Genomic DNA, 25434 nt, shown 5'->3' with positions numbered 1-25434 from the left:
ATCACACCATAAACTCCCAATTCATTTTACGTTATCACACCATCCATTGCATAAAGGCATATAATTTGCATTAAGGAAACTTTCGTGTTCAAATGAAATTACCATATAATATATTTAAATGTATTGAAATAATGAGTAAGAATAAATACAATAATTTCATCAAGTTAACATTTTAAAGGGGAAAACTACTATGAATAAAGATATAACAAAAGATGAACATCTCCCTTCTGAAAGTACAACTGTACAATCAGCTCACTTAGCTTTAAGTGGAGAAACAAAAGGCTGGAAAAGACTGTTACCATTTTTAGGACCCGCTTTTATCGCGTCCGTTGCTTATATTGATCCTGGCAACTTTGCTACAAATATCGCAGCTGGTTCACAATATGGATATTTACTATTATGGGTTATACTCGCTTCTAACTTAATGGCTGTATTAATCCAAACTTTATCAGCTAAATTAGGAATTGCTACAGGAAACAATTTACCCGAAATAGCTCGTGAAAACTTTCCAAAGCCTGTGTCTATCGGCTTATGGATACAAGGTGAACTAGTTATTATGGCTACAGATTTAGCGGAATTTATTGGAGCTGCTTTGGGGCTTTACTTACTATTTGGAATCCCGATGCTACCTGCCGCTTTAATTACTGCAGCCGGATCATTTATTATTCTTGAGTTTCAACGTAGAGGATTTCGTCCACTAGAAGCTATTATTACAGGAATGATTTTCATTGTAGTAATTGCTTTTGGGATTCAAGTTTTTTATGCAAAACCAGAATTAAGTCCCCTTCTTTCAGGACTATTTATTCCAAAATTCCAAGGTGTAGACAGTATATTACTTGCAGCAGGGATTTTAGGTGCAACAGTTATGCCACATGCAATATACTTGCATTCTGCATTAACACAACGCCGCGTGGTCGGAACAACTGACGAACAAAAGAAAAAGATTTTTCGTTTCGAATTTATCGATATTATTATTGCAATGGTTATTGCTGGAGCAATTAATGCAAGTATGTTAATTGTTGCTGCTGCACTATTCTTTAAAAACGGCTTGCACGTTGAAGATTTAGATGTTGCTTACACTCAATTTACCAATTTAGTAGGTCCTGTATCGGCTGCATTATTTGGGATTGGACTTTTATCAGCAGGACTATCTAGCTCTTCTGTCGGTACAATGTCGGGTGATATTATTATGCAAGGTTTCATTCGCATGCATATTCCGTTATACTTACGCCGATTTATTACAATGATTCCACCATTAGTTATTATCGCTTTAGGTGTAAATCCAACTTACGCTCTAGTCATGAGCCAAGTCGTCTTATCATTCGGTATTGCATTTGCGCTAGTACCACTTATTATGTTTACAAGTAACAAAAAGATTATGGGTGCACTCGTTAACCACCGTATAACAACATTTATCGCTTGGATAATTGCAGCACTCGTTATCATTTTAAATATCTTCTTACTGTATCAAACATTTGTAGGATAATGAAAAAGGGTATTCCAATTTTAATTTGGAATACCCTTTTTTCATTATTTGTATTAATCCTATAAAGTCTTTTTAAAATAAATTTTATAATCTATTTCCAGCCAATAACTTCCTTACGCCTTGAATAATCTTTATTTTCAGATTAAATTATATAATAACAAATACATTCTATTTTCATGTGAAAAGGAGCGAAAATATGTTTCCTTTATTAAAAACTGAAAGACTCATTTTAAGAGAACTTACCGAAGAAGATGCACCGCGTATACTACAATGCTTTTCTAATACTAATGTACTGCGCTATTATGGCCAAAAACCGTTACAAGATATTGATCAAGTGAAGCAAATCATTCATAATTTTAAGTTGAGTTACAATGCAAGAAGCGGTATAAAATGGGGAATCGAATTAAAAGACACGAAAGAACTCATTGGTACCATTGGTTTTCACGATTGGTCTTCTGAGCATAAACGAGCCAATATAAGTTATGCCTTTTTGCCTGAACACTGGGGAAAAGGATATGCGACTGAAGCTGTTTCTGAGGTTATATCATACGGTTTCCATACGATTCATTTAAAGCGGATTGGAGCAATTGTATTTCTTGAAAATGAAGCTTCCAATAAAGTACTATTAAAATTAGGCTTTGAAAAAGAAGGCGTTCTAAAAAATTATATGTATCAAGATGATGTCCCATATGATACGAATTTTTACGCTTTATTAAAATCGGTTTAATAGAATTCATGTGTAAAAAACCTTACTTTTAAAAAGTAAGGTTTTTTGTATTTATTCATTAGCAATATAAGCATTCTTATAAGTATAAATACCACCAAATTGATGCTTTTCAATTCCTTTTACATAATCCTTTTGTACATATGCTGAGCCAATATGATAAAGCGGCGCTACCGCAGCATCTTCTAATAATACCTGTTCGGCTTCTCGCAACGCTTCCCATCGGTTTTCCGTATCTAGTACAAAATCCGTTTTCGCTTTCTTTATTAATTCATCGTAATGAACATTAGAATAATTCATTTTATTATTCGGATTCCCTGTCGTAAATAACTCTAAATAACTAATTGGGTCTTTATAGTCAGGCCCCCAATTTGCCATAGTTATATCGTAATCACCTGCTTGTTCTAACTGTAATTTTTGCTTAAATGGCTGTTGTTTAATTTGTATCGCGATTCCTTGCAAATTCTCTTCTAAATCACCTTTTATATATTCTGCCATCCGTTTTGCATTATCTTGTTCAAACGTTAAAAACTCGAGGTTTACTTGCTCTACTTCAAGCTCTTTTTTCGCTTCTTTCCAAATCTTTTGCGCATTTTGCAAATCATATGAAGAAAGATCTCCGTTTTCTTTTCTAAAATCTTTACCGGTCACTTCATTTACATGACCAACTGGTACAAGCCCGCTTGCAGGTTTTGCTCCGTTATTAATAAAGTGAGCAACAAAATCATCTTTATTTAACGCTAATGAAATAGATTGACGCACTTTTTTATTTGCTAACGCGGTATTTTTTTCATTAAAACGAAGCATGGCAATTCCAGGATCACTCGACATATGTAATTCCTTATTCCCTCTATACTTGTCTACAATTTGCGAATTAATAGGTACTCGATCCAAATCTCCGGCTTCATATAAATTTACAGCTGTCATTGTATCCTTTACGATATGAAAGTTTATTTCGTCTAATTTCACTTTCTTTCGATCCCAATATGCAGAATTCTTCTTTAATTGAAACTCTTGTTCATGCTTCCATTTTTCTAATACAAATGGCCCGTTATATATGAGATTACTAGGTTCCAATGCATAATTGTTTCCTTGTTCTTTCAAAAATGATTCATGCTGTGGTAAGTATATAGGTAGTGCTAACAACTGTAAAAAATACGGAACCGGCTGTTCGAGTTCAACTTCTAACGTATAATTATTTATTGCTTTAACCCCAAGTGCATCAAGAGGCATTGTTCCCTTATTAATCTCTTTCGCATTTTTCACATAAAAGAGCATGTATGCATATTGAGATGCCGTTTCAGGGTTAATTGCACGTTTCCACGCAAATATAAAATCATTTGCTGTTACATTATCTCCATTTGACCATTTTGCATCTTTACGCAAGTTAAATGTATATTTCTTACCATCTTCACTTCTTTTAAACGATTTTGCTACTGCTGGAGTAGGCTGATCTTGATCATTTAATACATATAACCCTTCAAATATGTTTTGCATAACGTGTGCTGATGTACCATCCATCGTTTTCGCAGTGTCCAGAGAAGGAATTTCTTCTGATACTGTTACATTTAACACTTGTTTTTTAACCTCTGTATCACTTTTATTCGCTTTATTATTACAAGCTGTTAATAATAAAGATGTAACAAGTGCCATTACCATTAAATGGCTCTTTTTTCGCTTCATGAGTTGTTCTCCTTAAGTATAAAATATTATAAAGCGTTATATATTATAGCAGAAATATGAACAGAAAGATGCGACATTCTTTTGAATATTTATTCGTTCAAGAAAAAAGCTATCCTTTTAAAAGGATAGCTTTTTCAACTGCCACATAATTAGTTATCTTTGCAAACCTCGTTTATAACGACTTGCTTCAAATATAATACGCTCTTCATCTAACGTTTTACATTCGCCATTCCAAACGACACGTTTTCCGTTAATAATTACATCGCTTATATCTTTTCCACTAGCAGCATATACAAGGTGTGATAACACTTCATCCGCTGGTTGTAAATGAGGCTTATTAGACGGATCAATTGTAATGAAATCAGCACATTTTCCAATCTCAAGTGATCCTGTTTGTTTCATCCCGATTACTTCAGCAGCTCCTTTTGTCGCAAGTGTAAGAGCTGTTTCAACTGGTAAAGCTGTTGCATCTTGGTGAATACCTTTTTGTAGTAAAGTCGCTATGCGCATTTCTTCAAACATATCTAAATTATTGTTAGATGCAACACTATCTGTTGCAATTCCTACTTTTATTCCTGCTTCTAGCATCGCTTTTACATTCGCTATACCAGAACCTAGTTTTAAATTACTATTCGGATTATGAGCTACTCGAACGTCATGTTCTGCTAAAAATGCACGCTCATCGTCATTTAATACTACACCGTGTGCAATAACTGTTGGGCGTTTAAACAATCCGCAGCTCGCTGCATATTCTACTGGACGTTTTCCATATTGTGCTTCAATATCACGTACTTCACGCTCTGTTTCAGAAAGGTGGATATGAACCATCGTTTGATTCTCTACTGCAATCCGTGCGCACTCTTCTAACAATTCTGTACTACATGTATATGGACTATGTGGTGCAACCATCGTAGTTAACATGCCACTTTCGTTATAGTAACGCTTCACATATTTCTCAGCTTCTTCAATCGCTTTCTTTTCATCGTCTTTCGTTCCGAAGCTAAATAAAGTCCTTGAAACAGCAGCTCGCATCCCGCTCCTTGATACCGTTTCCATAATTGCGTCTTGATCTACTCCAATTGGATTAAACATGTCAGAGAATGATGTTGTACCACTTTTCACCATCTCAAGTAATCCTAATTCCGTACTAGCGACCGCAATTTGGGGAGTAAATTGACTTTCCAGTGGCCAAATTCTCGTCTCAAGCCACGGCTGTAATAACATATCATCGCCAATACCTCTTAGGAGACTCATTACAACGTGTGTATGTGTATTTACAAGCCCTGGTAAAACCCACTTTCCTTTCATATCAATTACTTCATCTACTTCAAAATCATTAGCGAATTCTCCGCTCTTTACATCTATAATTTGATCATTTTCTACAATGATATATCCATTTTCTATCACTTCGTTTTGTTCATTCATCGTTACAATTGTAGCGTTTACATAAGTTGTTTTCAAAAGTATTTCCCCTTTCAACTCTATGAAGTTCCCTTTAATAAGTTACCACCATTATAGTAACTTATTAAAGATTAAGAGTCAAAAGATAATTTGAATTCTTTCGTTACTTTTTCCTTCAAAATGCTATATTGTTTTTCATTTGTATCTGCAAATGCTTCTTTCCGATTTGATTCCACATCCATATAATTCAATTTCCCATTGAATTGAGTCTCTGTAAAATCAAATCTCTGCCCATCTATAAAGTTATAAAAGTGCCATACCTCTCTTACTTTTGCCTTTTTAATTTCTCCTCCATATATGTCTTGAACGACTAGAGCCGTTACACCACACTGTCCCTTTGCTGGGTTTTCAATTGTCCACTTTGAACTCGTTTCAATCGACCACGATTTTATTAGTGCTTCATATATTCTTTTTTCCTTTACATCATCCATTCTAATCTTCCCCTACTATTAATAGTTTTACACATCATATTTCAAAAGAGGCAGTACACGACCCTTAAAGACAGTTGATGGTGTCTCTCCTATTAACTGTGCCCCCATTTTCAAGTAATATCCTTTTGCATTCGGATCACTATCAATTGTAAAACTTTTTAATCCTAGTTCATTGGCTTTTTCTATTACGTACTCCCAAAGTATTTTCCCGTAACCTTTTCCTTTGTAATCAGGATGAATGTACAAGAAATCGAGAGCTTTATCATTACGTAAAAATGAGAAAAAACCAATCTTCGCATTATCGTTTTCTAAAACATATACAAAATTATTTTTTATGTATTCTTCTGTAATTGTTAAATCTTCCTTACAAGCAAGTATGAATTCTTCACTATAATCCCACGTTGCTTTTGATTGTAGTGCGAATTCACTTAATTCATTTGCTTCACTTAATAACGCTTCTCTTATCTTCATGATTCTTTCTCCTCACCTTCGATATGTAAACTACTAAATTGATTCGGAAAGCACTTCAAAAAACCTTTTTTTCATAAATTAGAGGTTATTTTTATAAATCTTTATTATAACCAGTACAATTTTTTTAAAGAAAAAGAACACCATCCCTAAAAGTTGGTGTTCTCTTTTTCTAAAATTTAATCTTCAAACTCACTCATTCGTTTTACTATTTCGTACGATACAAACCTATACAGTTTCTACTACCGCTTCAAGCATTGTTCCATTTTTAGCATAATTCGTATGCCAAGAAAAAGCTTTTTCTAAAATATGAGGAGTTTGTCCACCCCTTGTTTTTGCTTCTTCGTAATAAGCACGTAGTTGATCACGATACATTGGATGTGCGCAATTCTCAATAATAAGTTCCACTCTTTCTCTTGGCGCAAGTCCCCTTAAGTCGGCATACCCCTGTTCAGTAACAATAACATCTACATCATGTTCAGTATGGTCTACATGAGAAACGAAAGGAACAATACTTGAAATGTTACCACCTTTCGCAATCGATTTAGTAACAAAGATAGCTAGGCGTGCATTTCTTGCAAAATCACCAGACCCACCAATTCCATTCATCATTTTTGTACCTAAAACGTGAGTAGAGTTAACATTTCCGTATATATCTAATTCTAATGCAGTATTAATTGAGATTAATCCAAGGCGACGAATGATTTCAGGATGATTGGAAATCTCTTGCGGACGCATCATTAATTTGTCACGATATTTTTCAAAGTTAGAAAATACTTGTTGCATTTTCTCTTCAGAAAGCGTGATAGAACAACAAGAAGCAAAATTGACTTTTCCAGCATCCATAAGATCAAAAACTGCATCTTGTAAAACTTCAGAATACACTTCTAAATCTTCAAATTCTGAATCTAACATTCCATGCAATACTGCGTTAGCAACTGAACCAATTCCTGATTGTAACGGCGCTAAACGATTTGTTAATCGCCCTATTTTAACTTCTTCTCGAAGGAATTCTATTAAATGCTGTGCCATAATGACCGTTTCTTCATCCGGAGGAACAATTGTCGATGGCGAATCCAATTGATTCGTAAACACAATTCCCTTTACTTTTTCAGGATCAATTGGAATACCGATTGTTCCAATTCGGTCATCTGTTTTCACAAGCGGAATTGGAAGCCTCTCCCCTTGTTTACCTGGTTCATATAGATCATGTAGTCCCTCTAATTGCGTGGATTGAGCCATATTCATTTCAATAATAATAGACTTAGCATTTAAGGAAAACGCTAAGGAATTTCCAATTGAAGTGGTTGGAATAATCATTCCGTCCTCTGTAATCGCAACCGCTTCCAAAATAGCGAAATCTATATCCAGAACGTCAGCGCGGAGTAACTCTGCTGTATGAGATAAGTGTTGATCCACAAATAAAAAGTCTCCGTTATTAATTCCTTTTCGCATCGTCGCGTCAGCTTGGAAAGGTAATCTTTTCCCTAAAATTCCTGCCTCAGCAAATAATTTGTCTACATCCGAGCCTAAAGAAGCCCCAGTATAAACATTTACTTTAAAAGATTCATCATTCTTAACTCGGTTTACAAGCGCAAATGGGACTGCTTTTACATCACCTGCACGTGTAAACCCACTTAAGCCTAAAGTCATTCCACTTTGAATCCAGGAAGCTGCTTCTTCAGGTGTAACTACCCGATCTTTTAGACGTTGATCTCTGATTCTATCTAAATTATTCTCCATATGTAATCCCTCTCTCATTGAATATTCATAATTATTTTACACATTTACACTATCAAAATAGGGATTTTAGTATACAATGCCGAAAATTCAGACAGAACAGCAAATTTAGGTTCTAAAGCAGAAAAATTTAGAATCCTAGAAGCTTACGGAAATAACTAGCGTATGATTGACTAACTGGTACTCTCTCACCATTATCCATCGAAAGTACAAAAGTAGAATGGGTATCAGGATAAATCGCTTTAATATGATTAACATTTACAATAAATGAACGGTGACATCTAATAAATGAATCTTTAGGAAGCAAGTATTCGAATTCTTGCAGAGAGTATTTATGTGTTCCTGATAACTCTTCTGAATTCACGTACGTCTTTTTATCTTTAGCCTCTAAATACATAACCTTTGAAAAAGGAACCGGAATCCAGCCATCTGTTGTTTTTAAAGTAACGACTGACTTTCCATCCGTTAAAGCTGGATAAATTGCCGTTACGCACCCTTCAAGCTTTCCATTGTTTGAAAATGGTACAGCCATTCCATGATAAGGAATACCAAAAACATCCCGATTCATAAACTCAGATGTTTTTTGATTCATCACCATCGCTTTATGAGCAATCGTTCCTTCCTTTATAGAATCCCCAGCGCTAATCTTTAAATCAATTCGTTTACTTGGCCGATAGTAAATATATTCTTTCGTATTCGAAACAGCAATTGAAATTTCATCTGAAAATAATTCACCAACAACATCTAGTAATAAACCTAATGTTCTATCTTCCATTCTATTAACACCTCATTCACTATTATACTACTATTATGAACGAGCATCTGTTGCTTTATAAAAAGTTTGATTTTAAGTTACTTTTAAAATTAGTTTTATTCACTATTACTTCGTTACTACAAAAAGCCTCACTTCAGAAAAGTGAGGTTTCCTCTCATACAATATTTCTTTATTTTTTAACGACTATAGAATAAGATTTATTTTTTATTAAGTAAAGTGAATTTAAGAATTTATTGCCCGTATTTCTGTAAAATAAATAATCCCAAACTACAAACAGTTTGGGATTATCTTTCTCATTTATTATGCGCATCTAACCAAGAAATTAAATCTTTAAATACTTCATCCTTATTTACTTCATGAAACATTTCATGTCTACCATTTTCATATAAACGTAGTGTCACGTCTTTCACACCACATTTTTTATAGTTTTCATATACTTCTTTTACACCTTTCCCCATATCGCCAACAGGATCACGATCACCAGAAAATATATGTATTGGAAGATTCTTTGGCGTCTTCTTGTATTCTTCTAGTTTATTTACTTCTAATACACCAGAAAATAATTCTCGGTAAAAACTTGTCGTACAAATGAAACCACATAACGGATCCGCAATATATTTATCAACTTGATTATTATCTGAAGATAACCAATCAAATTTTGTACGATTTGGCTTAAAGTTCGAATTGAAGTTTCCGAAAGATAAAAAGTTTAGCATTGGACTTTTCGTTTTTGCCCCGCGCAATTTCATTTCGATTGTTGCTACTTTATGACCAATAGCTCCTAAAAGCCCTGGATTTCCACCTGTTCCTGAAATCAGAAATCCATCATATAATTCGCCTCTAAGTTGCACAGCACGTCTTGATAAAAAAGAACCCATACTATGGCCAAGTAAAAATAACGGGCATGTCTGCTCTTTTCTTACCGTTTCTGATACAAAAATAACATCAGACACAGCCTCATTCCAACCTACATTTGGTTTAAAATGACCATAATCTTCTTCTCTTTTCACTGTTTTCCCATGACCTTTATGATCATGTGCATAAACACCATACCCTGCTTCTAATAACGCAGCAATAAAGTCTGTATAAACACCTGCATGTTCTGTCATACCATGTGCAATTTGAATAATCCCTTTCGGTTTACCTTCTGGCAACCACTTGCGTAAATAAATTTCTGATCCATCCAATGCCGTAACGAAACTTTCCTGTACGTTCATTTCGTCAGCTCCCAACTCTATTATGTATCTTAAAAAATGAATATCGATTCATTTTTCTTACTATGTATTATATGCAATTGCCTTCATTATGACAAATGACTCACTTTTCCAATTAGCTCAATAACTATTATGTTGACGAACCGAAAATAAAATTATATAGTTACTTACATAAAGTAACTATATAATTTTTAGGAGGTTTCTACTATTATGATGCCATCATTATTTTTAGCACATGGTTCGCCTATGCTCGCTATTCAAGATACAGACTATACACGATTTTTAAAAACACTTGGAGAAACATATAAACCGAAAGCAATTGTTATTTTCACTGCTCACTGGGAAAGTGAAGTATTAACGATTTCCTCATCAGATAACGAGTATGAAACAATTTATGATTTTGGAGGTTTTCCCCCTGAGTTATACGAAATCAAATATCGTGCGAAAGGCTCTTCTAGCATTGCATCTATGTTAGAAACAAAATTTAAGAACAAAGGTATTTCAGTCCATCATAATATGACGAGAGGTTTAGATCATGGTTCATGGACACTCCTGCACCGCATGTATCCAGAAGCAAATATTCCTGTCGTGCAAATATCAGTCAATCCATTCCTTTCTGCAAAAGAACAATTTGAAATTGGAGAAGCACTTAAAGGACTCGGACAAGAAGATATTTTAGTAATCGGGAGTGGTGTTACCGTCCATAACTTACGAGCTTTGAAATGGAATCAAACTACACCTGAAAAATGGGCAATTGAATTTGATGATTGGATTATTAAACATATGCAGCATAACGATAAAGATGCATTGTTTAATTGGGAGAAAAATGCTCCTCATGCACAATTAGCAGTACCAAGAGCAGAACATTTTGTTCCTTTATTTATCGCTATGGGAAGTGGTGAAAATAGCGGTGAAGTCATTCACCGTAGTTATGAGCTTGGTACATTAAGCTATCTATGTCTTAAATTTTAAAGAAAAGGATGAAGCAATCATTGCTTCACCCTTTTTTTATTCACTAAGTTAACTAACTTCCAAATGTTGTTTCTCTGATACCTCTTCGTTCTTATTATGAAAATAAACCCAGATACACGCAATAAATAATAGTGATGATGTAGAGAGGAAAACATATTGGAAGCCTGCATGTGCTGCAATTTGCCCCCCGAGCACTGGACCAATCATATTTCCTAAAAACTGAAATGATTGATTATATCCAAATATCCGTCCCGTAACATGGGTTGGTGTATGTTGTTTTAGTAGAGTTTGTACGGAAGGTAATAATCCTGCTTGTGCGATACCTAATAAAAATCGAAGAATTAATAGTTGCCAAGCTGAGGTTACAAATGCTTGCGGGATAAAAATAATTCCTGCAGCAAATAACGCTACAACTAACGTTTTTTGAGGACCGATATGATCTGATAATCTTCCTAGTCTTGGTGCTGCCAAAATAACGGCTAATCCTGTTGCTGACATAACTGCTCCCGCAATTGTTTCAATATGTGCAGTATGAGGACCTACTAAATTTTTCACGTACAATGTAACAATTGGTTGAACTGACATATTAGCAAGTTGAATAATAAATGTTGTTACAAATAAACTAATAATTAAATGCTTCGCTGGGACCATCGTCCATACTTTTTTCGGCTGTGTTTTTTTTGCTTGAGCAGAGTGATTTTCTTCATGCAAGAAGAAAAAAACGATGAGAAAGGAAAGGAATAAAAAAGCTCCTGTAACAAGAAAGACATGACGCATTCCAATTAACTCAGACAAATATCCACCAAGTAATGGACCAAGTAAAGAACCGCTCACGCCACCAGTTGAAATTGTAGAAATTGCCCAACCTGAATGTTCTTTCGGAGTTTCTGCTGCAATAAATGTCATTGCGGTTGAAAGGAAACCAGATACTGCTCCCATTAAAAATCTTAGTGCGACTAATTGATATACATCCGTTACAAACCCCATAAGCGTCATAATAATCGCCATACCGAGGCTAGCACGAATAAGCATCAGTTTCCGTCCATGTATATCACCAAGCTTTCCCCATATTGGCGATACGATCGCACCCATTAAAAATGTTACACCAAATGCAAGTCCCGACCACTGTGCAATACTTGAAGTGCCAGTTACTCCTAATTCCTCAATATAAAAAGATAAGAAAGGAATTACTAAACTCATACCGGCTGCAGTGGTAAAACAACCTAGCCAACAAATCATTAAATTTCGTTTCCAGCTGGCCATTTTCACACCTTCTTTCTTTAGATACCCATTCTACACCCTTTCTTGTAAAAAGTTTAGTAATTTGCTTTTTATGCAAGATTTACTACAAAACCCGCTATTTTCTAGTAAAAACCACTACATCTCTACATCATTTTCATAATAAAACCAACTCCTCTATATGAAGTTGGTTACTTATTATCTATCGGTATTAAACGAGCATTACAATTTCTCTCGTAAAACTCAATGGGACCTGCTTGTCCAATAATCGCATATTCATATCCATCTTGCTTCATATTATATAAACAATGATACAATAATTCTTTTCCTACACCTTTCACACGATTTTGTTTCGCTATGCCCATTGGACCAAACAATCCTTTCTTTCCTCTCACTACATCGTAACAGGCGAAACCAACTATTACTTCCTCCTGCTGTGCAATATAGATAGGTAACTTTTCATTATATGTCCGAAATCCGTAATCAACCGACTGTAACCACCGTTCACCAAATTCAGCCGCCACAAATCGTGATAACTTATCAAAATCAGAAGGACTAGCTCTTCTTACATGACAAAATAATGTATTATAAATAGATTTAAAACTATTTAAATCAACCGCTAAGTCTCTCGGTGCAGCTGTAATACGTAATATATCTTTTTGCATTTGTGTATGTATAAATTCACCAATATCTGTATCTACACGAAATAATGCATACATAACATGTCCTTCATTGATTACTACTTGCTGAAAGCGTTCCATACGTTTCTTCGCTATTTGTAAAATTTCTATCGCCTTATAAGATAGTTTATATTGCCCTATTTTTTTATACTCTTGATGATGTAAATCGAATCGTTTTCGTAACGAAAGTTTTTCTAAAAAATCTGGACCGACTTTATGAAACAAATACATAAATAACTCAGCGCAAACTCCTGTACCTTCTTTACACATACCTATGAACAGATGGACTGGTTGAATTATGTTATACTCACTCTCTTCTGCTGCAATCTCCAATATTTTATGCACACGTTTTGTAAATTGAAATTCCTCCATATGTGTTTCCACCCTCTACTAATTTACTAACAAACCGTAACCATAAATAATTGAAACAATTACACCTACTACCAATATACCTGGAAGTAAATTTGCCACCTTGATTTTAATAATACTAAGCAAGTTCAATCCAATAGCAGATATCATAATGCCGCCCGTAGCCGTCATCTCCACTATAAATTGGTTCATTAATTCTTCCGGGACAAAACTATTAATTTGTGTTGCAAAAACTGCAATACCACCTTCATATAAAACAACTGGAATCGCCGAAAATACTACGCCAATTCCTAGAGTTGTCGTTAATATAATAGAAATAAATCCATCGATAATTGCCTTGGTAAATAAAATATTATGATTTCCGCGAATCCCACTGTCAAGTGCACCAAGTATCCCCATCGCACCAATTGCAAAAATTAAAGTAGCTGTTACAAAACCTTCTGATATGCTTCCTTTCCCCTTCGATCCAACTTTATTTTCTAGCCAATCCCCTAAATTTTTTAACTTTTCTTCTAATTGTAACCATTCTCCAATTACCGTACCAATCACTAAACTCAGTATAACAACAAGAAAGTTTTCACTTTTTAATGCCATTTGAAGCCCAAGCACAGTAACCGCTAAACCGATTGCATGCATTATCGTTCCTTTCATACTTTCTGGAATCCTACTAAATAATTTACCAAGTAAAGTACCAAATATAATGCAAATTCCATTTACAACTGCTCCTAATATAACCATTTCTCATTCTTCACCCTTCGAATTCTTTATTTCTATATTTTGGTTTATACATTGATTTACAGGTTATCTATATGTTAACTTAATATTGAGAATATTAACAAATGTTTTCCACTACATAACCCGCTGTTTTTTTGTAACTTTAATTACCTTTAATAGATTCATTGTTAATTTAATTGCGGGATAATATTAAAAGGGAAGGTATATATGAAAACTTTACTAAAACGATTTTTGTTAATAGCCTTTTTCATTACACCGATTGTTTTATTAATCAATTACTCTTTTATTTCAAAAGCAAAAGACAAACCCGATTTACAAAACAAATCTAGTAAAACCGCTTCAAAAAGCGAAAAGAAAATAGAAGACCAAGAAATCACACTCACCTTCTCTGGTGATACAATGTTTGATTGGCAATTACGTCCTATAATCGAAAAGAATGGGGCTGATTACCCATTCCAACATGTAAAAGAAGAAATAAAAAAAGCTGATATTTCTTTTGTGAATTTAGAATCGGCATTTACAACGAAAGAAAAGAAAGCACCTGGGCAACTGTTTTGGATTAAAAGTGATCCATCTACACTACAAGCTATTAAAAACACTGGATATGACATCGTAAATATTGGGAATAACCACACACTTGATTATGGGCAAGATGGATTATTAGATACGATTTCTCACGTAGAAAAATTAAAGTTCCCTTACATTGGAGCCGGAAAAAATGCGAAAGATACATATACAGCACGAGAAATGACCGTAAAAGGGAAAAAGTTTAAATTTCTTTCCTTCGTTCGATTTATGCCTGATTCTAATTGGGTAGCTGGTGAGAATAAACCTGGCGTTGCGAATGGCTATGATTTAAATCTTGTAACAAAAACAATTAAAGAACAAAAACAAGATGCAGACTATTTAATCGTCTATATGCATTGGGGCGTTGAAAAATCAAACCGTCCGGTAGAATACCAAAAGCAATATGTACCTAAAATGGTTGAAGCAGGAGCTAACGCGATTGTCGGAAGCCATCCACATTGGTTACAAGGGTTTGAGTATTATAATAAAGTTCCTATCGCTTACTCATTAGGTAACTTTTTATTCCCAAGTTATGTGAATGGAAAAAGCGCCGAAACTGGCGTATTAACTTTAACTTTTAAAGGAAAGGATGTCCAAATGTCATTCAATCCTTATATCATTCGCAACAACCAAGTTTCCCCTGTAAATGAGGAAGAAAAGAAAAAAGCTCTTCAATATTTACAAACAATTTCAACTGATGTAGAAATTGATGATACAGGGAAAATAAAAAATAAACGAAACTAGACAGCTCAAGATCTATTTCTCTGTAATCTACTTTACAGAATAGGTGATAAACATGCTGAAAAACTTATTAGAAAATGTAAGTTTGTTAGAAAATATTTATAAAATGTCTATAGCCGTTCTACTTTTATGTTCAGTTTTTTCTGTTAGATTTCTAAAAAAAATAAAACGCGAACGAAAACTTACTACCTTTGAATTTACTATGTATGTAATTATTCGCATTGCGATATTTTTTTGGTTAACTAGCTTTATTCTTCTTGAATTTAATGAGTATCTAGTTTAACTATAAAAAAGATAGAACAAGCACTATATTTCTTTGCTTGTATCTATCTTTTTTATTTAGATGCTTATTCTTCCCTTCTATTAAATAAGCAAATCAAACAAAACAGGGTTTTTATTAAGCTCCATAAATTGAATATTATTTTCTTTAAAGCGAGTAATTAATTGCTCATAATCTTCTTTATGTTTTAACTCTACTCCGACTAATGCTGGACCATTTTCCTTATTATGTTTCTTAATATACTCAAAACGAGTAATATCATCTTCTGGCCCCAATCCTTTATCAAGAAATTCTCTTAACGCGCCTGAACGCTGTGGGAATTCAATGATGAAATAATGCTTTAACCCTTCGTAAATGAGAGATCGTTCTTTCATTTCTTGCATTCTATCAATGTCATTATTTCCACCACTTAGCGTACATACAACTGTTTTACCTTTTATTTCATCCCTGTATAAATCAAGTGCTGCAATAGAGAGTGCACCAGCCGGTTCAGCTACAATCGCATTTTTCTTATACAGTTCTAAAATCGTCGTACAAACTTTCCCCTCTGGTACTAAAACGATGTCATCAATTACATCTTTACAAGTTTCAAAAGTTAACTTTCCTACCTTTTTAACCGCTGCCCCATCAACAAAACTATCTATTTTCTCTAATGCGACATTATCATTTTGAAGAAAAGCCTCTTTCATAGAGGCAGCTCCCATCGGTTCTACACCAATAACCTTTGTAGTAGGACTAACACCTTTTACATATGTACCAACACCTGATGCTAATCCACCACCGCCGATTGCCGTAAAGATATAATCAACCGGTTTCTCCATATCATGCATAATTTCAACTGCCACTGTCCCTTGACCAGCAACTACATACGGATCATCAAACGGATGAACAAATGTCATTCTATTTTCTTCACAATAACACTGTGCTTCTTGGAAAGAGCTATCGAATGTATCACCAACTAATACAATCTCTGCGAAATCACCACCGAAAAATTGTACTTGTGATACTTTTTGTTTCGGTGTTGTTGTGGGCATAAATATTTTCGACGGAATCTTCAATAAATTACATGTATAAGCAACTCCTTGCGCATGATTACCAGCACTTGCACAAACAACACCGTTTTGTAACTTTTCTTTCGGTAAACTTTGAATCAAATTGTATGCACCACGAATTTTGAAAGAGCGAATTAATTGTAAATCTTCTCGTTTTACATAAACGTCACAATCATATTTCTCAGATAAAACTGTATCACGTTGTAACGGTGTTTTAATAACGATATCTTTCATGCAATTATGAGCCATTAAGATATCTTCAATTTTCACTCTCTCCTTTACCTTTTGCACCATTATATATCATCCTTATCTTTTTTAAATTGGCTCAATCAAAATGTGGGATTTTCAGAACAGCCCCTGTATTCGCCGATGTTACCATTTGTGCATAACGTCCAAGCCAGCCAGTTTTCACTTTCGGTTCTGGTCGTTTCCATTCTTTTTTACGCTTATCTAATTCTTCATTACTCACTCTTACTTCTAGCAAGCGTTCTTCAACATCAATACATACAATATCCCCTTGTTCAAGAAGTGCGATCGTTCCACCAGCTGCTGCTTCTGGTGAAATATGTCCTACTGAAATTCCACGTGAAGCTCCAGAGAAACGTCCATCCGTTAATAATGCAACCTCAGCACCTAATCCCATTCCAGCAATTGCTGATGTTGGTGCTAACATTTCTGGCATACCAGGGCCACCTCTTGGTCCTTCGTAACGAATGACAACTACATCTCCTTTTTTCACTTTCCCAAGCATAATGCCAGCAAGTGCCTCATCTTGTGAATTAAAAATAACGCAAGGTCCTTCAAAACGCTTTACCTCTGTTGCACCGCTTTTAATAACCGCTCCATCTTTCGCAAGGTTGCCTTTTAATATACGCAATCCTCCTTCCTCACTATGAGGGTTTTCAAGAGAGTGAATAACTTCCTTATCTTTAATCTCTGCCTCAGCAATATTTTCTCTTAATGTTTGCCCAGTAGCAGTTATTCGATCAAGATGAAGTACTCCTTCTTTCCGGCTCATCTCTTTCAAAATTGCACTAATCCCGCCCGCACGATCAATATCTTCCATATGCCAATTGGAAGCAGGGCTTACTTTACATAAATGTGGTACACGTCTTGAAACGGCATCAATACGGTTCATATCGTAATCTAATCCAGCCTCTTGCGCGAGCGCCAATGTATGCAACACTGTATTTGTTGAACCGCCCATCGCCATATCAAGCGCAAACGCATCATCAATTGCTTCTTCCGTTACAATGTCTCTTGGTTTAATATCTCTTTCAATTAAAATTTTCAATTTCTCTGCTGCTTGTTTAATTAACTCTTCACGTCTTGGATCAATTGCTAAAATACTCCCGTTACCAGGAAGAGCTAAACCTAACACTTCACATAAACAATTCATAGAGTTCGCGGTAAACATACCCGAACAAGAGCCACAAGATGGACAGCCATGATCTTCAATATCTTTTAATTCTTCTTCTGAAATTTTCCCAGATTGATAAGCTCCTACTCCTTCAAAAACGGAACTCAGATCAACAACTTCTCCTTTAGATGTTTTTCCTGCTGCCATTGGGCCGCCTGAAACAAACACAGTCGGAATATTAATACGTAGTGCAGCCATCATCATACCTGGTGTAATTTTGTCACAGTTTGGAATACAAATCATGCCGTCAAACCAGTGTGCATTTACAACCGTTTCTACTGAATCTGCAATTATTTCACGACTCGGAAGAGAATAACGCATACCGATATGTCCCATCGCAATACCATCGTCAACTCCAATTGTATTGAATTCGAATGGTACCATACCTGCCGCACGAACTGCCTCTTTTACAAGTTTCCCAAACTCGTTCAAGTGTTTATGCCCTGGAATAATTTCAATAAAAGAATTACAAATCGCTATGAAAGGTTTATCAAAATCTTCATCTTTCAAACCAGTTGCTTTTAATAAACTACGGTGCGGCGCTTTATCAAAACCTTTTTTAATCATGTCACTTCTCATCTTGTCAAATCCCCTCTTACATATTTTTCATTTATACTCTCTCACTCTATTTCTTTACTAATTCTTTCGGTGCATGAATCCAACTCATCATTTCACGAAGCTCTGCTCCCACTTTTTCTAATTGATGATTTTGTTCTGCTTTTTTCATTGCGTTATACGTCGGACGCCCTGCTTGATTTTCTAAAATCCATTTCTTCGCAAATCCACCTTGCTGAATTTCTGTCAGAACACGCTTCATTTCCTTCTTCGTTTCATCTGTAACAATTCTCGATCCTGTTACATAATCTCCAAATTCTGCCGTATCTGAAATAGAATGGCGCATATTCGTTAATCCACCTTCGTACATTAAGTCAACAATTAGCTTTAATTCATGCAAACATTCAAAGTATGCAATTTCAGGACGATATCCACCTTCCGTTAACGTTTCGAACCCGGCCTTCACAAGTGCAGTTACCCCGCCGCAAAGTACAGCTTGCTCACCGAATAAATCCGTTTCGGTTTCTTCTTGGAATGTCGTTTCAATTACACCCGCACGTGTACAACCTACACCTTTTGCATACGCTAATGCTACATGTAGCGCTGTTCCCGTCGCATCTTGATGCACTGCGACTAATGCCGGAACACCATTTCCTTCTTGATATACACGGCGAACGAGATGACCTGGACTTTTTGGCGCAACCATTGCTACATCTACGTAACTTGGCGGATTAATTTGGCCGAAGTGAATGTTAAATCCATGTGAGAAAAGTAACATTTGTCCTTCACGGAGATTCTCTTCTACTTCTGATTTATATACATGTGCTTGCTGTTCATCTGGCAATAACATTTGTACAACTTGTGCGGTTCGAACCGCTTCTGAAACAGACATTACTTCAAATCCATCTGCTTTTGCTACTTCATACGATTTACCAGGTCTAACACCAACTACAACTTCCACACCTGAATCACGTAAATTTTGTGCCTGCGCATGCCCTTGAGATCCATAACCAATTACCGCAACTGTTTTCCCTTGTAATAACTCTACATTTGCATCTTTCTCATAATACGTTTTCATACTCCATACACCCCTTATAATTTATTTACTTGCAGTACATCAATTAATTTTTTCAACTGACTAACAAGTAATGTCGCTTCATTTTCAGTACAAACTGCTGTGAGTTTCATTTCAGAAACGCCACTCGTATCTCTTTCGTTTAAATGTAAAGAAGAAATATAATAGCCACGCCGAGCAAAAATTCCACTTATACGTAATAAGACACTTGGCTCGTTATGAATAACGAGTGAAAAAGTATGACTCATTCTTCCCACCTCTTCATAATCATTTCGTTATTCCCTTTGTTTGGCGGAACCATCGGAAATACGTTTTCACCTTCTTCTACACAAAAATCAACTACGACAGGACCTTCGTGAGCAAATGCTTCTAACACCACTTGTTTCGCCTCTGTTGAATTTGTCGCCCTTAATCCCTTCACTCCATAAGCTTCTGCCACTTTCACAAAATCTGGTGAGCCAATTTTTGACTCTGATAAACGATTTTCATAAAACATTTCTTGCCATTGCCTTACCATCCCTAAAAATCTGTTATTTATAATAAATACTTTTACAGGGATGTTATTTTCAGCAATTGTTTGTAGTTCTTGAATGTTCATTTGAAAAGAAGCATCACCTGCAATACAAACGACGAGTTCTTCTTCTTTTGCAAGCTGAGCACCAATTGCCGCTGGGAACCCAAACCCCATTGTTCCTAATCCTCCAGAGGTAAGGAACGTCCGAGGTTTTCTTGCTTTATAGAAATGAGCAGCCCACATTTGATGCTGTCCTACTTCTGTTGTGACAATCGCTTCACCATTCGTTAATTCACTTACTAAGTTGATCACATGCTGTGGTTTTAACTCAGATTCTTTTTGCTTATAAGAAAGTGGATATTCTTCTTTCCATGCCTTTACTTTCTGAAGCCATTCATCTGTTTGTGTATAAATAGACATATGTAACAACATGTGTAACGCTTTTTTCACATCACCAACAATCGGATGCTCTACAGTTACATTTTTATGAAACTCAGAAGGATCAATATCAATATGTACTTTTTTCGAGTGCGGAGAAAAAAGTTCTAATTTCCCTGTTACACGATCATCGAAGCGAACACCTAATGCAAGTAGTAAATCACATTCTGTTACCGCCATATTAGCAGCGTATGTCCCATGCATACCAAGCATCCCTAGAAACAATGGATCTCCCGGTGGATATGCACCAAGTCCCATTAAAGTTGAAACGACTGGAATACGGTTCTCCCTTGCGAATTCGAAGAGTTCATCGGATCCACCTGAATGAATGACACCTCCTCCAATATAAAGAAGTGGACGCTTTGATTTTGAAATTGCTTTAGCCACCTCTCTAAGTTTCATGCTGTCTGGTACAAGTTCTGGTTTGTACCCCGGAATATCAACTTCTTCATTAAAGAAACTGGTGACTTTTGCATTTTGAACATCTTTTGGAATATCGATTAATACTGGTCCCGGTCGTCCGCTTTTGGCGATGTAAAAAGCTTCTTGCACAATTCGTGATACATGATTTACATCACGAACTTGGTAATTATGCTTCGTAACAGGTACTGTAATTCCGACAACATCCGCTTCTTGAAATCCATCTTTACCAATTAAAGGCGTTGCAACTTGGCCGGTAATGACAACTAAAGGAATCGAATCCATATAAGCGTCTGCTAAGCCCGTAACTAAATTTGTCGCCCCTGGGCCAGAGGTAGCAAAGACTACCCCGACCTTCCCAGAAGCTCTCGCATATCCTTCAGCCGCATGAATGGCAGCTTGTTCATGACGAGTTAAAACATGTTTCAAACCACTTTCGTATAACGCATCGTATACTGGTAAAATCGCTCCGCCTGGATAGCCGAAAACGGTCGTTACACCCAATTTCTTCAAACCTTGAATCACGTGCCCAGCGCCTGTCATTTCTTCACACTGTAACTTCTCATACGCTGTATACTGCTGCTTCATTTCAATTAACTCCTCTCCTTATTTATGCTAAGCTTTCCGTCAGCCCGGGAACACGTACTCCTCTTTCTCTCGTTAATTTTTTAAATTCTTCGGTCAATTGTTTCGTTACACTTCCTGGTTTCCCATCTCCAATTTCTCTCGAATCAACTTTTACAACTGGAATTAACTCCGCTGCTGTTCCTGTTAAAAATACTTCATCCGCTACATATACGTCATGGCGAGTGAATGGTCTTTCCTCACACGGAATACTCAGTCGTTCACATAGCTCGATAACACTATTTCTCGTAATACCTTCTAATGCCCCTAAATAGGATGGCGGGGTTAATACTTTTCCATCTTTCACAACGAAAACATTATCGCCAGAACCTTCACAAACATATCCTTGTTGATTTAACATAAGAGCCTCTAACACTCCTGCTTGTGCCGCCTCAATTTTTACAAGTACGTTATTTAAATAATTCATTGACTTAATACGTGGATCTAACGCGTCTGGCGTATTACGTCTTGATGCAACAGATACAACGCTTAGCCCATTATCATAAAATTCTTGTGGGAATAACTTTAATTGTTCTGCAATGATAATTACGCTCGGCTTCACACAACTTCTCGGATCGAGTCCTAAGTCACCTTTTCCTCTTGAGACAATTAAGCGAATATAAGCATCAGCGTATTCATTTTTTTGGAGTGTATGTAAAACTGCTTCTTCCATTTCTTCTACCGTCATTGGAATTGTTAGTAAAATAGATTTCGCTGATTCATACAATCGTTTCACATGTTCTTTTAAACAAAATACATTTCCTCCGTAACTACGAATCCCTTCAAATACACCGTCTCCGTATAAAAAACCGTGATCATACACTGAAACAACTGCCTTTTCTTTTTCTACAAATTCCCCATTCATGTAAATGTACTGGTTTCCCATCTCACATCGCTCCTCTTTTTTCTCTATTTTTGCAATCTATTTCTACATCGATTGCTGAGATGAGTAAATTCAACAGAATATTCAGTATATAAACCTTAAAAATATACTCGTCTCAACAATCGATTACTTACATACTTGTAGCAATCCATTGCTGAGACGAGGGAATCGTGGTACCACTCAGCTTCCTTATACTTCTCACGAAATATAAGCTCTGCAAGTCCAATTAGACTTTTGTTTTTCTATCGGGAACAACCCCGCTACTTTTTACTAGTTTTCAAAAGTAGTGCTCCAAGGTGATTTTCAATGAGTGAATTGTTACCACCCTCACAGCCTCGGGGCAGCTCTCTGAAACAATCTTTATCATTTACTCTCCTCTTCTACGCATTCTCTTCTTCTATTTTTAAAAATAAAAACTCTCGCCTCAGCAATCAACTACTACAATTTAGTAGCTTTGATTGCTGAGGCGAGAGTTTCGCGTTACCACTCAGCTTCCTTATACTTCTCACGAAATATAAGCTTTGTAGGTCCAATCAGACCTCCGTCCTTTTACCGGAGACGATGCCGCCGCCCTCTACTCAGTTTCCCTTTCGCAAGCGATGCTCCGAGGTGATCTTCAATGATTCGATTGTTACTACCCTCACAGCCTTGGAGTAGCTCTCTGAAACGATCATAATCATCTACTTTCCTCTTCTTTGCATATACAACATATAAAGTTAGAAAATTCTTAATTAACTTTTATTTGTTACACGTATTATAGGACGTTGTTCTTTTCGTTGTCAACATGTTTTCTCAAAAAAATCAAAATTCATTCTATTTATTTTTTCTCAAATCAAAATTGGAATGCATTACTTACATACACTCATATATTACTTAAGTATGTTTGCATTACTACATAAAGAAAAACTTATAAAGTTTATGAGGAGATGAGGAAACTATGTTAAAAGGGAAAGTAGCGTTAGTTACAGGAGCAAGCCGAGGAATTGGACGAGCGATCGCTAAACGTTTAGCAAATGACGGTGCATTGGTTGCTGTTCATTACGGTAATCGAAAAGATGACGCTGAAGAAACTGTTCATGAAATTCGATCAGATGGTGGCCAAGCTTTTTCTATCGGCGCAAATTTAGAATCCTTACACGGTGTAGAAAACCTTTATAACGCTTTAGATACTGAATTACAAAAGCGCACTGGTGAAACACAATTTGATATTTTAATAAACAATGCTGGCATTGATCCTGGTGCTTTTATTGAAGAAACGACTGAACAATTTTTTGATAGAATGTTTTCAGTAAATGCAAAAGCACCATTCTTTATCATTCAACAAGCACTGCCACGTTTACGTGACAATAGCCAAATTATTAATATTTCATCCGCTGCCACCCGCATTTCTTTACCTGATTTTGTTGCATATAGTATGACGAAAGGCGCTATTAATACAATGACTTTTACGCTAGCAAAACAGCTTGGAGCACGAGGAATAACGGTGAATGCAATACTTCCAGGATTTATTAAAACAGATATGAATGCAGAACTCTTGAGCGACCCGATGATGAAGCAGTACGCTACTACTATTTCCGCTTTCAATCGCTTAGGTGAAGTAGAAGACATTGCCGATACTGCTGCATTCCTTGCTTCTCCAGACAGCCGCTGGGTAACTGGACAATTAATTGATGTGAGCGGAGGATCTTGTTTATAAAAAACATATATTTTCAAATCTTTTTTATTGCGCAATAAAACAATTTATATAATACTATATAAAACATATACATTTAGGAGGATTACAGCAATGTCCGAAAAAACATACGAACTCGCAACCTTCGCAGGCGGTTGCTTTTGGTGCATGGTAAAACCATTTGATGAACTTCCTGGTATTCATAAAGTACTTTCTGGCTATGCAGGAGGTCATGTAGAAAACCCAACATATGAACAAGTAAAAGCTGGAACATCTGGACATTTAGAAGTTGTTCAAATTACATTCGATCCTTCTATTTTTCCTTATCAGAAATTACTAGACTTATATTGGCCACAAATCGATCCAACTGATGATGGCGGACAATTTTTTGACCGTGGTCCATCTTATCGTACCGCTATTTTTTATCATAACGAAACACAAAAAGGGCTTGCTGAAAAATCAAAACAAGCTCTTACAGAAAGCGGTATGTTTAAAGATCCAATCGTGACTGAAATTCGTCCTGCTGCACCTTTTTACGCAGCAGAGGAATACCACCAACATTTCTATAAAAAGAATCCAGAGAAATATGCTACTGAGCAAAAGGAATCTGGTCGTGAAGACTTTATTAAAGAAAATTGGCAAAAAAAATAATAAAAACGCATCGTGCTTTTTTAATACGATGCGTTTTTATTTTTGATAAAAGTACCATACAATGATGAGAACAACCGCTGTTAATGCCCAAAGCGCTACTTCATTTTTCACTCTACTCTTTTTCTTAGTCATTTCATCTCCTCCTAATAGCAATACAACGTATTCAAGATTTCCTCTGTTTCATTGTCCACCTTATATACATAAATACATCCTTACCAATCCTTATAACAAGACCACCAATAATTCCGATTGCAATTGAAATTACTAACATCTGTCCAAAACTAAAAGAATTTGTGTACGTTATGTAGAGAACGATACATATAAGTAAAATATCCGGTAAAGAAAGCAAAAACTTTTTAAGCGTTTCTTTATCTCCTCTATACTTTATTTATATCTTCTACTGTAATTTTGAAATATAGTTTGTTCAAAAATTCCATTTAGACCCTCATTTTATGAAAAATAATAAGAATCCCTTTTCAAAAGAGATTCTTATTCAGTAGATTTAAGTTTAATTATTTTCTACATATCCTATTCCATAATTACTCCTAAAATAGAATAATATTAC

General features: G+C 35.7%; 24 protein-coding genes and 1 other annotated feature. Of the genes, 7 read left to right on the top strand and 17 right to left on the bottom strand.

What is annotated here, in order from left to right; all coding sequences use genetic code 11:
* Nucleotides 1–190 precede the first annotated feature (190 nt).
* Together DN407_RS08945 and DN407_RS08940 are read left to right on the top strand one after the other, a co-directional pair.
* Nucleotides 191–1486: an Nramp family divalent metal transporter gene (locus tag DN407_RS08945; RefSeq protein WP_001030677.1), complete on the top strand. Its 1296-nt coding sequence runs from the start codon at nt 191–193 to the stop codon at nt 1484–1486.
* 196 nt (nt 1487–1682) lie between these two features.
* Nucleotides 1683–2213 (top strand): GNAT family N-acetyltransferase, encoded by a 531-nt coding sequence (locus DN407_RS08940; RefSeq protein ID WP_000484219.1) that lies wholly within the window; start codon nt 1683–1685, stop codon nt 2211–2213.
* 51 nt (nt 2214–2264) lie between these two features.
* On the opposite strand, the gene DN407_RS08935 is transcribed toward DN407_RS08940, so the two are convergent.
* The 7 genes from DN407_RS08935 to DN407_RS08905 all read right to left on the bottom strand — a co-directional run bounded on the left by DN407_RS08935 (nt 2265) and on the right by DN407_RS08905 (nt 9985).
* The gene (locus DN407_RS08935) at nt 2265–3893 is read right to left on the bottom strand and encodes a peptide ABC transporter substrate-binding protein (protein WP_149216181.1); all 1629 of its coding nucleotides are present in this window, start codon (nt 3891–3893) and stop codon (nt 2265–2267) included.
* A gap of 153 nt (nt 3894–4046) precedes the next feature.
* The gene (locus tag DN407_RS08930) at nt 4047–5372 is read right to left on the bottom strand and encodes a bifunctional S-methyl-5'-thioadenosine deaminase/S-adenosylhomocysteine deaminase (protein ID WP_141539857.1); all 1326 of its coding nucleotides are present in this window, start codon (nt 5370–5372) and stop codon (nt 4047–4049) included.
* A 53-nt stretch (nt 5373–5425) separates the two neighbouring features.
* Nucleotides 5426–5785, bottom strand: coding sequence for a YunG family protein (locus DN407_RS08925; RefSeq protein WP_061654549.1), 360 nt, complete (start codon nt 5783–5785; stop codon nt 5426–5428).
* Between the two features lie 27 nt (nt 5786–5812).
* Nucleotides 5813–6256: a GNAT family N-acetyltransferase gene (locus DN407_RS08920; protein ID WP_000701894.1), complete on the bottom strand. Its 444-nt coding sequence runs from the start codon at nt 6254–6256 to the stop codon at nt 5813–5815.
* A 225-nt stretch (nt 6257–6481) separates the two neighbouring features.
* Nucleotides 6482–7996 carry a succinyl-CoA:acetate CoA-transferase ScpC gene (locus tag DN407_RS08915; protein WP_000429821.1) on the bottom strand — a complete coding sequence of 505 codons (1515 nt, stop codon included), beginning with the start codon at nt 7994–7996 and terminating at the stop codon, nt 6482–6484.
* Nucleotides 7997–8123: 127 nt separating this feature from the next.
* The gene (locus DN407_RS08910; protein WP_000390208.1) at nt 8124–8768 is read right to left on the bottom strand and encodes a LytTR family DNA-binding domain-containing protein; all 645 of its coding nucleotides are present in this window, start codon (nt 8766–8768) and stop codon (nt 8124–8126) included.
* A 293-nt stretch (nt 8769–9061) separates the two neighbouring features.
* Nucleotides 9062–9985 (bottom strand): alpha/beta hydrolase, encoded by a 924-nt coding sequence (locus DN407_RS08905; RefSeq protein ID WP_001102598.1) that lies wholly within the window; start codon nt 9983–9985, stop codon nt 9062–9064.
* A 207-nt stretch (nt 9986–10192) separates the two neighbouring features.
* On the opposite strand from DN407_RS08905, the gene DN407_RS08900 reads away from it, so the two are divergent.
* Nucleotides 10193–10954 carry a DODA-type extradiol aromatic ring-opening family dioxygenase gene (locus DN407_RS08900; RefSeq protein WP_000982910.1) on the top strand — a complete coding sequence of 254 codons (762 nt, stop codon included), beginning with the start codon at nt 10193–10195 and terminating at the stop codon, nt 10952–10954.
* 48 nt (nt 10955–11002) lie between these two features.
* Here the strand turns inward: DN407_RS08900 and DN407_RS08895 are convergent, their stop codons facing one another.
* From DN407_RS08895 to DN407_RS08885, 3 genes are all read right to left on the bottom strand, one after another.
* Nucleotides 11003–12217 (bottom strand): multidrug efflux MFS transporter, encoded by a 1215-nt coding sequence (locus tag DN407_RS08895; RefSeq protein ID WP_000179301.1) that lies wholly within the window; start codon nt 12215–12217, stop codon nt 11003–11005.
* Nucleotides 12218–12384: 167 nt separating this feature from the next.
* Complete coding sequence (locus DN407_RS08890; RefSeq protein ID WP_047385911.1) at nt 12385–13245, bottom strand: GNAT family N-acetyltransferase; 861 nt, start codon at nt 13243–13245, stop codon at nt 12385–12387.
* 18 nt (nt 13246–13263) lie between these two features.
* A complete protein-coding gene (locus DN407_RS08885) occupies nt 13264–13980 on the bottom strand; it encodes a DUF554 domain-containing protein (protein WP_000236039.1) in 717 nt (238 codons plus the stop codon).
* A 204-nt stretch (nt 13981–14184) separates the two neighbouring features.
* Here DN407_RS08885 and DN407_RS08880 point away from each other — a divergent pair, with 204 nt between their 5' ends.
* Together DN407_RS08880 and DN407_RS08875 are read left to right on the top strand one after the other, a co-directional pair.
* Nucleotides 14185–15288, top strand: coding sequence for a CapA family protein (locus DN407_RS08880; protein ID WP_000854542.1), 1104 nt, complete (start codon nt 14185–14187; stop codon nt 15286–15288).
* A gap of 52 nt (nt 15289–15340) precedes the next feature.
* Nucleotides 15341–15568, top strand: coding sequence for a hypothetical protein (locus tag DN407_RS08875; protein ID WP_000916802.1), 228 nt, complete (start codon nt 15341–15343; stop codon nt 15566–15568).
* 80 nt (nt 15569–15648) lie between these two features.
* Here the strand turns inward: DN407_RS08875 and ilvA are convergent, their stop codons facing one another.
* The 6 genes from ilvA to ilvE are packed head-to-tail and all read right to left on the bottom strand — an operon-like array spanning nt 15649 to nt 22549.
* Entirely contained in the window at nt 15649–16911 is a 1263-nt protein-coding gene (ilvA, locus tag DN407_RS08870) for a threonine ammonia-lyase IlvA (RefSeq protein ID WP_000250323.1), read from the bottom strand.
* 31 nt (nt 16912–16942) lie between these two features.
* Nucleotides 16943–18616, bottom strand: coding sequence for a dihydroxy-acid dehydratase (gene ilvD / locus DN407_RS08865; protein ID WP_001255818.1), 1674 nt, complete (start codon nt 18614–18616; stop codon nt 16943–16945).
* A gap of 46 nt (nt 18617–18662) precedes the next feature.
* Nucleotides 18663–19670, bottom strand: a complete 1008-nt coding sequence (gene ilvC / locus DN407_RS08860; protein ID WP_149216180.1) for a ketol-acid reductoisomerase — start codon at nt 19668–19670, stop codon at nt 18663–18665.
* 14 nt (nt 19671–19684) lie between these two features.
* The gene (locus tag DN407_RS08855; RefSeq protein WP_000019916.1) at nt 19685–19915 is read right to left on the bottom strand and encodes an ACT domain-containing protein; all 231 of its coding nucleotides are present in this window, start codon (nt 19913–19915) and stop codon (nt 19685–19687) included.
* Complete coding sequence (gene ilvB, locus DN407_RS08850) at nt 19912–21627, bottom strand: acetolactate synthase large subunit (protein ID WP_000813474.1); 1716 nt, start codon at nt 21625–21627, stop codon at nt 19912–19914. Before ilvB ends, DN407_RS08855 begins: the two co-directional genes overlap by 4 nt.
* Before the next feature lie 22 nt (nt 21628–21649).
* Nucleotides 21650–22549 carry a branched-chain-amino-acid transaminase gene (gene ilvE, locus DN407_RS08845; RefSeq protein WP_000528156.1) on the bottom strand — a complete coding sequence of 300 codons (900 nt, stop codon included), beginning with the start codon at nt 22547–22549 and terminating at the stop codon, nt 21650–21652.
* A gap of 149 nt (nt 22550–22698) precedes the next feature.
* Nucleotides 22699–22938: a binding site (T-box leader), on the bottom strand.
* A 545-nt stretch (nt 22939–23483) separates the two neighbouring features.
* Between ilvE and DN407_RS08840 the strand changes: the two genes are divergently transcribed.
* The gene (locus DN407_RS08840; RefSeq protein ID WP_149216179.1) at nt 23484–24242 is read left to right on the top strand and encodes an SDR family oxidoreductase; all 759 of its coding nucleotides are present in this window, start codon (nt 23484–23486) and stop codon (nt 24240–24242) included.
* A gap of 90 nt (nt 24243–24332) precedes the next feature.
* Complete coding sequence (gene msrA / locus DN407_RS08835) at nt 24333–24869, top strand: peptide-methionine (S)-S-oxide reductase MsrA (RefSeq protein ID WP_001291887.1); 537 nt, start codon at nt 24333–24335, stop codon at nt 24867–24869.
* Nucleotides 24870–25032: 163 nt separating this feature from the next.
* Here msrA and DN407_RS08830 read toward each other — a convergent pair whose 3' ends face one another.
* Nucleotides 25033–25257: a hypothetical protein gene (locus tag DN407_RS08830; protein ID WP_149216746.1), complete on the bottom strand. Its 225-nt coding sequence runs from the start codon at nt 25255–25257 to the stop codon at nt 25033–25035.
* Between the last annotated feature and the right edge of the window lie 177 nt (nt 25258–25434).

The sequence above is a fragment of the Bacillus sp. JAS24-2 genome (genome assembly GCF_008274905.1).
Classification (GTDB): domain Bacteria; phylum Bacillota; class Bacilli; order Bacillales; family Bacillaceae_G; genus Bacillus_A; species Bacillus_A cereus.
The sequence above is the reverse complement of the archived record's forward strand: the minus strand, read 5'-3'. Positions and strand labels throughout refer to the sequence as shown.